This window comes from Candidatus Pantoea edessiphila (genome assembly GCF_002933345.1).
Lineage (GTDB): Bacteria > Pseudomonadota > Gammaproteobacteria > Enterobacterales > Enterobacteriaceae > Pantoea_C.
This window is the reverse complement of sequence record NZ_PDKR01000006.1, coordinates 18,798-32,274: the sequence shown is the minus strand read 5'-3', so window position 1 is coordinate 32,274 and position 13,477 is coordinate 18,798. Positions and strand designations below refer to the sequence as shown.

General features: G+C 25.7%; 11 protein-coding genes. 1 reads left to right on the top strand and 10 read right to left on the bottom strand.

Translation table 11 applies throughout. The features are described 5' to 3' along the window. Window positions 1-212 precede the first annotated feature (212 nt). The 10 genes from trxA to rpmH all read right to left on the bottom strand — a co-directional run bounded on the left by trxA (window position 213) and on the right by rpmH (window position 11,666). A complete protein-coding gene (gene trxA, locus CRV09_RS03540; protein ID WP_136132758.1) occupies window positions 213-548 on the bottom strand; it encodes a thioredoxin TrxA in 336 nt (111 codons plus the stop codon). Between the two features lie 908 nt (window positions 549-1,456). Continuing rightward, a complete protein-coding gene (locus CRV09_RS03535) occupies window positions 1,457-3,103 on the bottom strand; it encodes an ABC transporter substrate-binding protein (protein ID WP_136132757.1) in 1,647 nt (548 codons plus the stop codon). A gap of 452 nt (window positions 3,104-3,555) precedes the next feature. Beyond that, a complete protein-coding gene (locus tag CRV09_RS03530) occupies window positions 3,556-4,173 on the bottom strand; it encodes a Fe-Mn family superoxide dismutase (protein WP_136132756.1) in 618 nt (205 codons plus the stop codon). 479 nt (window positions 4,174-4,652) lie between these two features. Continuing rightward, on the bottom strand, window positions 4,653-6,758 hold the full coding sequence (gene glyS / locus CRV09_RS03525; RefSeq protein ID WP_136132755.1) for a glycine--tRNA ligase subunit beta: 2,106 nt from the start codon (window positions 6,756-6,758) through the stop codon (window positions 4,653-4,655). Window positions 6,759-6,760: 2 nt separating this feature from the next. Then, complete coding sequence (gene glyQ, locus CRV09_RS03520; protein WP_136132754.1) at window positions 6,761-7,681, bottom strand: glycine--tRNA ligase subunit alpha; 921 nt, start codon at window positions 7,679-7,681, stop codon at window positions 6,761-6,763. A gap of 199 nt (window positions 7,682-7,880) precedes the next feature. Continuing rightward, window positions 7,881-9,248 carry a tRNA uridine-5-carboxymethylaminomethyl(34) synthesis GTPase MnmE gene (gene mnmE, locus CRV09_RS03515; RefSeq protein WP_136132770.1) on the bottom strand — a complete coding sequence of 456 codons (1,368 nt, stop codon included), beginning with the start codon at window positions 9,246-9,248 and terminating at the stop codon, window positions 7,881-7,883. A 35-nt stretch (window positions 9,249-9,283) separates the two neighbouring features. After that, a complete protein-coding gene (yidC, locus tag CRV09_RS03510; RefSeq protein WP_136132753.1) occupies window positions 9,284-10,909 on the bottom strand; it encodes a membrane protein insertase YidC in 1,626 nt (541 codons plus the stop codon). A 24-nt stretch (window positions 10,910-10,933) separates the two neighbouring features. Next, window positions 10,934-11,176, bottom strand: coding sequence for a membrane protein insertion efficiency factor YidD (gene yidD / locus CRV09_RS03505; protein ID WP_136132752.1), 243 nt, complete (start codon window positions 11,174-11,176; stop codon window positions 10,934-10,936). Then, window positions 11,149-11,499, bottom strand: a complete 351-nt coding sequence (rnpA, locus tag CRV09_RS03500) for a ribonuclease P protein component (RefSeq protein WP_136132751.1) — start codon at window positions 11,497-11,499, stop codon at window positions 11,149-11,151. The genes yidD and rnpA overlap by 28 nt, the downstream gene beginning before the upstream one ends. Window positions 11,500-11,519: 20 nt before the next feature. After that, window positions 11,520-11,666 (bottom strand): 50S ribosomal protein L34, encoded by a 147-nt coding sequence (rpmH, locus tag CRV09_RS03495; RefSeq protein ID WP_136132750.1) that lies wholly within the window; start codon window positions 11,664-11,666, stop codon window positions 11,520-11,522. Window positions 11,667-12,067: 401 nt separating this feature from the next. On the opposite strand from rpmH, the gene dnaA reads away from it, so the two are divergent. Continuing rightward, a complete protein-coding gene (gene dnaA, locus CRV09_RS03490) occupies window positions 12,068-13,474 on the top strand; it encodes a chromosomal replication initiator protein DnaA (RefSeq protein ID WP_136132749.1) in 1,407 nt (468 codons plus the stop codon). Window positions 13,475-13,477: the final 3 nt, after the last annotated feature.

Sequence of the window (13,477 nt, the reverse complement as noted above, 5' to 3'; positions counted from 1 at the left end):
CAAACAACTATAAATAATGACAATTTATAGGTGTCAAAACAAAATCATAAACATTAATTTGTTAAAAATTTGAAATGGATGATAATCTACGATTAAAAAAATCTAAAAATTATCATATAAAACAAATCATATAAATATATTATAATAAATTCAAATAATTAGTAATTGAAAATAATAGACACTGTTAACCAAATATTCCTTTAATAATTTAATTATTTTATCAAATTATTATCTAAGAATTCTTTTAGTTGTGATTTAGATAGAGAGCCTACTTTTGTTGCTATATTTTTACCATTTTTAAATAACATTAAAGTTGGGATACCACGAACTCCATATTTTTGAGCTTTATTAGAATTATCGTCAACGTTAATTTTGGCAACGATTAATTTACTATCGTATTCTTCTGAAATTTCATCAAGAATTGGTGACATAGTCCTACACGGCCCACACCATTCAGCCCAAAAATCTACTAATGCAGTAACACCATCTTTTAAGATGTTTTCATCAAAATTATTATCGCTCAGATAAATAATCTTATTGCTATTCATTTGCTGTTCCCTCATTGGGTACACTTGAAAAGAAATAATATTTGTGTTTTGAATTAATTAAAAATAATACCCTTTGTATTCTAAATACAATAAATTATTAAAATAAATTAAATGATCTCGATCTAATCTAGCACTTACCATAATAAATAACAATAAAAAAATCAAGTAAAAATTATTTGCTATTAACTTGTTAAAATATTTTTATAAAATTAATCAGATAAAACTATATTTAACTCTAAAATTTTAATACAATGATGGGTTTTTTATAAATTCCAACCAGACATTTCTGACAAAATGACAATTTTTATAAAGATATTTTTATTTGTATTTAATACAATAATACTTAGAAATGAATTATAATCAATTTATAAAAAAAATCAATATATAACTTCATTTATTATATATGAAATCTTTAAAACTATTATAACTTATATTCCAATATGATGTATATTCTAACATAATTAAGAACAGAGAAAACATAATTATTTAAAAAATTATTAAATAATATTTATTGTTTAATATGTGTATGTTTGATAAATATATTCATCAAATGATATTAATCATACACATATTTATAAATTAAATTTTTAAATATTATTCATTATTTTGATATTTACAGTAAATAAAAAATACCACAAATTATTGCAATAATCATAATAAAAATATTTTAGATTAAAATTGCTATAAAATGTGGTACGATTTTAACTAAATAGTTACATTGTTTTTTTTATTGTAAAATTATCGTTAATAAAATCCTTAGTATATTATAAATATTTTTTGTTTTTTTATTAGTAATTTATTATAAATAAAATGCATATAAATCATTAATAAATAAAAGTATTTTTAATATAATTAATACAATTACTCTGAAATATATGCATGAAAATTAATTAATTATAAAAGTCAATTTAATCCTTCATATCAACTGTATCAAAATGATGTTTACCTAAAGGATCAATTAAATAACCAATAATATTTTTATTAACTGGTTCCCATAAATTAGAGTGTATTATTATTAAAGCTGGAACCTGATTGTTTATCATCGCTTGTGCGTTTTTATAACAATCAATACGTTTTTTTTGAGAATTTTCATTGCGAGCTAAATTTATTTTTTCATCATATGGTTTATAACACCAACGGGAATAATTACGGCCATATTTTAATGAATTACAGTTAAATAATGTAGAATAAAAATTATCTGGATCACCATTATCACTAATCCATCCATTTATGATGGCTTGATGCTCACCAGATTGTGCACGTTTTACGTATTCATCCCATTTATAATCAAAGATTTTAGTTTTCACTCCAATTTTAGCCCAATCAGCTTTAATCATTTCAGCCATGTAATGAGTATTTAGATTATATGGATGTTGCATTGGCATTACCCATAAATTAACTGAAAACCCGTCTTTTAGACCAGATTTTTTTAACATCTTTTTAGCTTCTATAATGTCATACTTGTAATTATTAGTTGATTTATTATAGCTCCACATGATAGGTGGGATTAAGCTGTCTGATATTTGACCGTTACCTTTATACACAGAATTTAAGATTGCTTTTCTATTTATAGCCATAGATAATGATTTACGAACTGCTAAGTTATTAAATGGTTTTTTCTCAGTATTAAATGAAATAAAACTAACATTTGCTCCAATTTGTTTTATTATTTTTATATCTTTATCTTTTTTTATGTTTTCAAAATCAGATAAACTGGGGTTAGACACTATATGACATTCACCTTTTTTTAATTTTGAATAACGAATAGAAGCATCTGGCGTAATAGAAAACATTAAATAATCAATTTTTGGTTTGGTTCCCCAATAATTAGGATTTGTTTGATATACAATCATTGAATCTTTTTTATAACTAAGTAACTGAAATGGTCCTGTACCTATGGGATCTATATCTATTTTTTCAGGATTACCTTTCTTTAATAAATTTTCTGCATATTCCTTAGAAAGGATAGATGCAAAATCCATGGCTAAATTAGAAATAAAAGGAGCATAAGGACGTGAAAGAAAAAATCTCACTGTATTATCGTCAACTTTTTCAAGTTTGTTTATTAATTGGGTCATACCCATATTATTAAAATATTTATAATCACCTCCAGATACTTTATAATACTTATTATTTTTATTTAATTGACGTTCAAAAGTAAATATTACGTCATCAGCATTAAATTCACGTGTAGGTTTAAAGTATTTGCTAGATTGCCATTTTACTCCTTTTCGTAAATTAAAAGTATAAACTTTACCATTTGGACTAATATTCCATGACTCAGCAAGTCCAGGCTCTATTTCAATGGTTCCTTTTTTAAATTCAACTAAACGGTTATAAATAGGAATAGAACTAGCATCATAAGTAGTATTAGAAGTAAATAATTGTGGATTAAATCCTTCTGGCGAACCTTCAGAACAGTATACAAGAGTTTTTGCTTGAGTATTAATAGATATTACTATAAAAACAAAACTAATAAATTTCAGTAAAATTCTATATTTATCGAAATAATTAATAACGATTGTACTTTTTTTACGATTTAAATTGATGCACATTAACTAATCTCCATTAGAGATATACTATTACTTACATTTTAAATAAAATGTCAGCAATGAGTTCTCGTTGTTTTAAATATAAAAATTAATCTTTGTTAAGATTTCATCAATAATAACTTTCATAGAGAAACTTTAATAAGTATCTAACTTATTCTAATAAATTATAATGAAAGTAAAGATAATGAACTTCTTTTTGTCAAAGAAAATATACTAGAAATTTATTACTTGTTAGATTTTTATATATATATTTTTTATACTCATAAGGGAAAATTACTTTAATTAAGAAAGGATAAATATTTTATTTATTGATCTGATAAAAAATAATTATCTTAAATCTATTAACCATTTTATATTAAAATAAAAGAAAATTGATGATTTTATAAATTAATTTAAGGTATGATAAACCGATGAAATTTCTTTCAACGGTTTATATTATTTATGACAATATTAGATTAATCACTTAATTCAAAACATTCTTTTGCTCTATCCCAGTCAACGATATTCCAGAATGATTTAATATAGTCAATACGTCTATTTTGATACTTAAGATAATATGCATGCTCCCATAAATCTAAGCTAATAATAGGAGAACCACAAACTCCAGAAATTGATTTACCCATCAACGGGTTATCCTGATTTGCTGTAGAAACTATTGATAACTTATTATCTTTTTTAACTAACCATACCCAACCAGATCCAAAACGAGATAGAGCAACTCTTTCAAATTCTTCTTGAAATTTGGAAATGCTTTTAAATTTATCCTCAATAGCATTTTTTAAATTTCCTTTTAGAATACTATTAATCTTTAAACCTTTCCAAAAAAATGAATGATTAGCATGACCACCAGCATTATTACGTACCGTTTCTCTAATTTCAACAGGAAATTCATTTAATCTAGTAATTAAAAGATCAATTGGTAATGAAGCAAATTCAGTATTTTTTAGTATAGAATTGACATTATTTATATAAGTTTGATGATGTTTTACGTGATGAATTTCCATTGTTTTTTTATCAAAATATGGCTCCAACGCATAATATGAATAAGGCAATGGTGGAAGTGAGTAACTCATATTATTAATCTCCCTTTGATATGTTATATTTAATATAAATCCTTATTATAAGGACGCATTTAATAAAATTTGAGAACACATCAGTTGTATAAATATAACGATATATCTCTATAAAATAGAGAAATAAAATATACTTTTAATTATTGTATTATTTTATAAATTTTATTAAATAATATTTTATTTAGACTTATATTATTCACTTATCTTGTTATATTTTTTCTAGTTAGTTCTATTTAACAGTTTTATAGTTAATATAAAAAATATCATACATGAATAGTGAATATAATTTTCTACAATTGAAAATAATTTTTTAATAGATCTTTTTTTGATATTATGATAACAATAAAATGTTACATGTTATGTTTGCTATTCACCGGGAGTTTTGTTAACGAATAAAATATAATATATATCGAATAAAACTTACAAAGTTTGTAAATTAAGTATTATTTTATTTCTTTAATAAAAACAGTTGCTTTATATTATCCCTTTTTTATAAAATCCGTCTTCTTCCTTATCTTAAGGATAGAAATATCAGCAACTTCAAGGAAAAGTATTTTTATTTTCATTAATAATGTTAAACGATTAAGATATACAGCAAAATCATTAGTATTAATTGTTACTTTATCAAAAAAATTATCAATAGTTGTTTTCAACATTGTTAATTCAATTAAAGCTTCTTTATACAATCCTTGAGTAAAATAAGGTTTTAGTTTAGTTGTTAACTTAGATATATAATTTGCAAGCTCAATCTCTTCTTTTTGTTTAAGTAAAGATAAATTTATTTCATTGTTTATGATTGTATTATTAGACTTCGTTAAAAAATTATTAACACGTTTATTTACAATTATTAATTCAGTTGATTCGTCAAGGGAAAGGAAGTGAGATAGTGCTTTCATACGTAGATCGAAATCTACTGGATATAATGGACGTACAGATAGAACGGCTTGAAACACATCTAAACTAAATCCATTTTCAAGATATAATTTTTGGAGACGAGCAAACATAAAATCTATAAGATCATTAACAGTATTATCATTAATTAAAATACCTTTATAAATATTTACTGCTTCTTGTGCCATATGTTTTAGATTTAAAGGTAAATTCATCTCAATAATTATACGTAATACTCCAAATGCAGCACGACGTAGCGCTAAGGGATCCTTACTTCTTTTAGGAAATTGGTTAATACCAAACATTCCTACCATGGTGTCTATTTTATCTGATATTGATAATGTACATCCTATTAAAGTAGAAGGTATCATATCTCCAGAAAAACATGGTTTGTATTGCTGACTTAATGCAATTGAAACATCTTCTATTTCACCGTCATAACGCGCATAATACATGCCTATTATACCTTGCATTTCAGCAAACTCACATACTATATTAGTAATTAAATCGCATTTTGAAAGTAAACTTGCACGCATGGAATGATTTATATCAGCACCTATTTTAGACGCAATCCATCTGGACAAATTTATAATGCGTTTTGTTTTATCTTGTAACGAACCAAGTTTATTATGAAAAATAATTTTATCTAAGAGATGTAAATTATCTGATAAACGATTTTTTTTATCAATATCAAAAAAGAACTTAGCATCAACTAGACGGGAATGTAAAACTTTTTCATTACCAATGATTATTTGCTTAGAATTATCACATTCAATATTGCTTACAAAAATAAACCTAGGTAATAATATTCCTTTATTATCATAAATTGGAAAATATTTTTGTTTGTTTTTTATGATGTGAACTAGTAGTTCATTAGGAATACCAAGAAATTCTTTATTGAAATTTGCAGCAAAGACGACTGGCCATTCAACTAAAGAATTAACTTCATCTAATAATTCATTACTCAAATCTACTATGCCACCTAATTTACTTGCAATTAACTTAGCATTTGTTCTAATTATTTCTTTACGTTTTTCATAATCTGCAATTACTTTACCACGTTCTAAAATAATTTCAGGATATTGATCGGCATCAACTAAAGTAATCTTACTATCACCCATAAATCGATGGCCATAGATAACTCTCTTAGATTTAATCCCTAAAATGATACTTGAAATTAGCTTTTTACCAAATATTATGGTAATAGTGTGAATAGGACGAATAAATTTTATATTATTATCCCCCCATCTCATTAATTTTGGAGCAGATATTTTTTTTAGCGTTTTTTCAATTATTATTGGTATTAATAATTCTGTTTTTTGACCTTTAACTATTTTACGAACAAACAACCATTCACCCTTGATATTACGTAAAGTTTCAATTTTAGAACTAATAATATTATTATTAGTAATCCAATTTTTAGTTTCTTTTGTCATATCCCCATTAAGATCAAATGCATTTGCTAAAATAGGACCACGTTTTTCAATTATTCTATCAAGTTGCTGTATCTGTAAATTTATTACTTTTATTGCTAAACGTCTAGGTGATGCAAACCAAAAAACTTTTTCGTAAGATAAACGAAAAAGTTTTAATTCAATAGTTACATAATCTAGGAATAACTTTGCTAAATTACGAAGTATTTTTGGTGGAAGTTCCTCTGTACCAATTTCTACTAATAAAGTTTTTCCATTCATTATCATCTCTTAATTTTTTTAAAATTACATAGTGGAAAACCTAATGATTTACGATAAATATAATAAGCTTCAGCCACAGCTTTAGTTAAACTGCGAATACGTAAAATATAACATTGGCGTTCAGTTGATGAAATAGCTTTACGAGCATCTAATAAATTAAAATTATGAATTGCTTTTAAAATAAATTCATAAGCTGGAATGGGTAAAGGAGTTTTTAGTCTTAGCAAATATAAAATTTCTTTTTCATATTGTTCAAAACAAGATAATAAAAAACTATTATTATCATGCTTAAAATTATAAGTTGATTGTTCTACTTCATTTTGATAAAACAAATCTCCGTAAGTAATTATACCATGTAAACCATTATTCCATATTAAATCATATACATTATTAGTATCTTGTATAAACATTGCAATTCTTTCTAAACCATAAGTAATTTCACCAGTAACAGGTTTACAATCAAGGCAACCAATTTGTTGGAAATAAGTAAATTGAGTAATTTCCATACCATTAAGTAAAACTTCCCAACCTAATCCCCAAGCACCTAAGGTTTGATTTTCCCAATCATCTTCTATAAAACGAATATCTTGTAAAGAAGGATTTATCCCTATTTTTTTTAATGAGTTTAAATATAAATCCTGAATGTTTTTTGGAGAAGGTTTTATAATAACCTGAAATTGAAAATAATATTGCAAACGATTTGGATTTATACCGTAACGACCATCGGTTGGTCTACGTGAGGGTTGAACGTAAGCTGCCGCAATAGGTTCAGGACCGAGTGCGTGTAAACAAGTAATAGGATGCGAAGTCCCAGCACCCACTTCTAAATCCAAAGGTTGAATAAGCATAAATCCTAAACTCATCCAATATTCTTGCAAAGTTAAAATTAAACCTTGGAATGTTTTTATATCAAATTTTTTCATTATAAATTTTGAATTCATTTAATATTAAATAAAGAACAACCAATAATAAGATTATTAAAATGATTGTTATTTAATAAATTTTTACATAACACTTAGAAAACGAATATTTAATTTCTTGCAATGCAAGAATAGATAAATAATTTTATTTTAAATAAAGCAATATATTTATTTTGTAATAATATATTCAAAAACATAAAGATTATTTACCAATACAAAAACTAGAAAAAATTTTATTTAGTAAATCTTCTGAAGTGAAAACACCAGTTATTGTATTTAATTCTTTTTGAGCAAGGTATAAATCCTCAGCTATCAGTTCGTAATTATAAAATTCTGATATTTTTTTCTTGCTTTCTATCAAATAATTATATGCTATTTTTAAAGATTGTAGATGACGGCGACGAGCAGTACAATTACCTTCTATAGTATTTTTAAATCCTATTTTTTGTTTTAGATGGTCTAATAAATATCTTATTCCATCTCCTTTTAAGGCTGATAGATGAATTATTGAAAAACCACTGATTTCAGTCAAACCTAACGGCTCTCCAGTAATATCTGATTTATTTCTAATAATTGTAATTTTCGGTTGTTTTTGCAAAGTTAGCAAAAATTCTTTTAATATTTCTACAGATTTTTTAGTATCAACCTTGGTTCCATCCACCATAAATAAAACATAATCAGCTTTATTAAGTTCATACAAAGCTCGTTTAATCCCGATACGTTCAACTTCATCATCATAAGATTCTCTCAGACCTGCCGTATCCAATATATTTAAAGGTATTCCATCAATATTTATACTTTTATGCAGCACGTCACGTGTAGTCCCAGCAATGTTAGTAACAATTGCAGTTTCCATACCTACCAATAAATTAAATAAACTGGATTTTCCAACATTAGTATTGCCAGTAATTACAACTGTTAAGCCTTCATTTAATAAACAACCTTGATTAGCTTCAGAAAGTAATTTCTTCAGATTATTTATAATAATGTCAATTTTTTTTCTAATTTTATTATTGGAGAGGCAATGAATGTCTTCATTAGGAAAATTAATTTCTGCTTCCATTTGAACTCTTAAATCAATGAGATTTTTTATAATTTTATTTATATGAGTTGAGAATACACCTTGCAAGGAGTTAATTGCAGAACGTGCTGCTTGCTCTGAATTGGCTTTAATTAAATCAGCAATCGCTTCTGCTTGTGTTAGATCAATTTTTTCATTTAAAAAAGCTCGTTCAGAAAATTCACCTGGTTTTGCAATACGCACATTAGGAAATGTCAAAATATACTTTAATAATAAATCTAAAATTATAGGCCCACCATGACAATGAAGCTCTAATACGTCTTCACCCGTAAAAGAATTGGGTTTAGGAAACCATAAAGCAATTCCTTTGTCTATGATCCCTCCATCAAAACTATTGAAATTTAAATAATCAGCATATCTTGGTTTAGGAATTTTACCTAATACTTTTTTTGTAATTTCTAAAGTTTTCATTCCCGAAATACGTAAAATACCTATGCCACCATATCCTATGGGGGTAGCTTGCGCAACGATAGTATCAATTTGGTTCATATTATTATGATGTTTTATATGTAATTTTTGGTTCATTAAAAACCATATTCTTTTAAACTCCGGAATATTACTTGTTGTTGCATAATAGTTACTAAATTACTGATAATATAATATATAACTAAACCTGATGGAAACCATAAAAAGAACATTGAAAAGATCATAGGCATATAAATCATAAATTTTTGTTGTATCGGATCAGTAACGTTTACAGGAGACATTTTTTGAATAAAAAACATAGTGATACCCATTAAAATTGGTAATATATAATAAGGATCCTGTGAAGACAAATCACGAATCCAAAAAATAAAAGGAGCATGTCTTAATTCTACTGAATTTGAAAGCATGTAATAAAGAGCAAGAAAAATAGGCATTTGAATCAGCAAGGGTAAACAACCTCCAAGAGGATTTACTTTTTCTTCTTTATATAAAGCCATCATTTCCTGACTCATTTTCTGCTTATCATCCTTTAAATTTTCTTGTATTTTTTTAATTTTAGGTTGAAGTTTACGCATCTTGGCCATGGATAAATATTGAGCTTTGGTTAATGGATACATAATTCCACGTACTATAAAAGTAATAATTATAATAGAAAAACCCCAATTATTAACAGAACTATGGATAAATTTTAATAATTTAAATAGCGGTCTTGAAATAAACCATAACCAACCATAATCTACAGTTAAGTTAAGATTAGGAGCAAGAACAGCCATTTCATCTTGTAGTTCTGGACCCATCCATAGTGTACTAGAAATACACTTCTCAGTACCAGCAGGAATAATCATTGGCGAAGATTGGTAACCTATAACTGCTATATTGTTATCAATACTATTAGTATAAATAGTACTTATATCTTTATTATTGACAATCCAAGCCGTTGCAAAATATTGTTGTATCATTGCTACCCAACCTCTTTTTGTTTCCATGCTTAGGTTTTTATCTTCTAATATATTATTAAATTTATATTTATGGTACTTAATATTGTCGGTGGAATAAGCAGCACCACGATAAGTATGTAAAGTAAAATTATTGCTAAGATTATTGTCTTTTATTGATTTTGCTGTTTGTTGTAATTGGCTAAACATTGATAATTTAATGAATTTTCTAGTAACATTATTAATTTTATAACGAACATTAACAATGTATTCTCCTCGCTTAAATATAAATGTTTTAGTATATATTATTCCTTTCTTGCTTACAAAAACCATTGGTACTTGTAGTTCATTTTGTCCTTTTAACATTTCAAAATGATTCTTTTTTGCTACAAATATAGGACGCACGTTCTTATCTAAATTATCTGTACCATCTGGACCAATCAAACCTGTTTGTACTTGATATAAAAATAATGGATTGGTTTTAAGTAATTTAAGATGTTTATTAGAATCAAGTTTCTCTGGAAAATTTAATAACTCCGATTGATAAATATCTCCTCCATTGGTATTAATATTTAATGCAAATAAATCAGTTTTTACAAATATATCCTGATTTTTATTTTTAATCACAATATTTGTGTTTGGACTCCTATTAGATAAATTCTCAGTATTATCGTTTTTTAATTTTTGACTTTCAAATAACTGCATATTATGATCTGTTTGCCAAATTTGCCATATAACAATAAATAATAATAAAAAAACAATCAAAAAAAGATTACGTTGTGAATCCATCTTTAATATTCTCTACTTTAATAATTAGTATTTTTTTGATGGTACAGGATCATAACCACCATTCCTAAGAGGATGACATTTAAATATACGTTTTAAAATTAAATAAATTCCTTTCACTAATCCAAATCTTACTAGTGATTCAATACCATATTGAGAACAAGTAGGATAAAACCTACAACATGGATTTAAAAAAGAGGTAATAACAACCTGATAAATACGTATCATCATTATTAATGATCTTAAGACAACTGACAATGATGAGTCCATAATCTCTCCAATATGCAAAATAAAATATGATTATCAACAGTACAAATTCCTTTTTTAGCTACTATAACAAAATCTTTAATTGGTAAATCATACTGTTTTAAACGAAAACTTTCTCTAATTAATCTTTTAATTCTGTTACGTTCATGAGCGAGTTTAACATATTTTTTAGCAATAGTAAGCCCAATACGTGGATATTTAAATTTATTAAGACGTCCAAATATAATAAGTTTCGATGAATGGGCACATTGAGGTTTTTCAAATACGAAACAAAATTCATTGGAAGTTAGTAATCGCAATTTTTTTGGAAAATGTAAATTAGACATAATTATAAAATTAAATAATACTAAAAACGTTTAGAAATAGTTAGACGAATACGTCCTTTAGCACGTCTATTAGCTAAAATTTTACGACCTTTTTTAGTAGACATACGTGCACGAAAACCATGTGAACGATTACGTTTTAAAACTGAAGGTTGATAGGTGCGTTTCATAATTTATTTAACCTTAAGATTTAAGAAATTTATAAAATAACATATTTAATAATATATTTTGTTGACTAAATTAAATATTGTTCTTTAGAATTTTTATATAAATAATATAAGCTTTATTGAATATGAGATCAAATTAATTTTACTTTCGATAATGCATGCTACTTATTTTAATATAAAAAGTAAATATAAGTTTATAGATATACATGATTAATGGTATCATCAAAAAGTTATTAAATTTAAAGTAATAAATTCTATATTCGCTGTCTATATTACTGCAAGAGGAAAGCTATATTTTTTAATGATTGAGATAGACCAGACCATATACATGTAAACCGTAAATAAATTAATATTATCTCAATATTAATTTAAATACCATAAAATGGTACGACTTGGAGTGTAAAGTGTCAATTAAGATTTGGCAACAATGTCTTTCCCGTTTACAGGATCAGCTTCCTGCTACTGAATTCAGTATGTGGATTCGTCCATTAAAAGCTAAACTAAATAAAAATATTCTTGCCTTATATGCTCCAAATCGATTTGTACTTGACTGGGTTAAAGATAAATACTATAAAAATATAAATGAATTAATGCAAGAATTCTGTGGCATTAATGCGCCATTATTAAACTTTAAGGTTGGAATTTGTAATATAGAAAAAAATACCACAGTAAAGATAGAAATACCTATTACATCGATAAAAAAAAAATATAAAAATAAAAAATTTAGCTCATCTATTTGGAATGATATTTTAATACAATCTAATACCTCTTATAATTCTACTTTAAATAAAAAATATAATTTTGATAACTTCATAGAAGGCAAATCTAATAAATTAGCACGGATTGCTGCATATCAAATAGCAAACAGTCAAATAGTAAGAAATAATAGGAATATAAAATATAATCCTTTATTTATTTATGGTGGAACAGGACTTGGTAAAACACATTTATTGCATGCCGTAGGTAATAAAATTATAAAAAAAATAATAAATATAAAATTAATTTATATACATTCAGAGCTTTTTGTTCAAAACATGGTAAAAGCTTTAAAAAACAAGGCTATTGAAGACTTTAAATGTTATTATCGTTCTGTAGATGCTTTACTTGTTGATGATATACAGTTTTTTGCTAATAAAGAAAGATCTCAAGAAGAATTTTTTCATACATTTAATGCATTACTAGAAGGTAATCAACAAATGATCATTACTTCAGATCGTTATCCAAAAGAACTTCAAGGCATTGAAAGTCGTTTAAAATCACGTTTTGAATGTGGATTAACTATAGCTATTGATCCTCCTGAATTAGAAACTCGTATAAAAATATTAATGAAAAAAGCCAATGAAAAAAACATCATCTTACCAGATGATGTAGCTTTTTTTATTGCAAGAAATTTGCATTCCAATGTACGTGAACTTGAAGGTGCTTTAAACCGTATAATAGCTAATGCTAACTTCATAGGATGTGCTATTAATATAGATTTTGTACGTAAAGTAATACAAGATTCATTATCTTTACAAAATAAATTAATAACAATTCATAATATTCAAAAACAGGTAGCCGAATATTATAAAATAAAAATTTCAGACGTGATATCTAAAAATCGGTCTCAATTGTTTACACGCCCTCGTCAAATTGCTATGGCAATAGCAAAAGAACTTACTAATCACAGTTTACCAGAAATAGGAAGGTCTTTTGGAGGACGTGATCATACTACAGTACTTCACGCTTGTCGTAAAATTAGAAAATTATGTATGGATAATTATGATATAAAAATAGATTATTTTAACCTTATTAAAAAAATATCTTATTAAGAA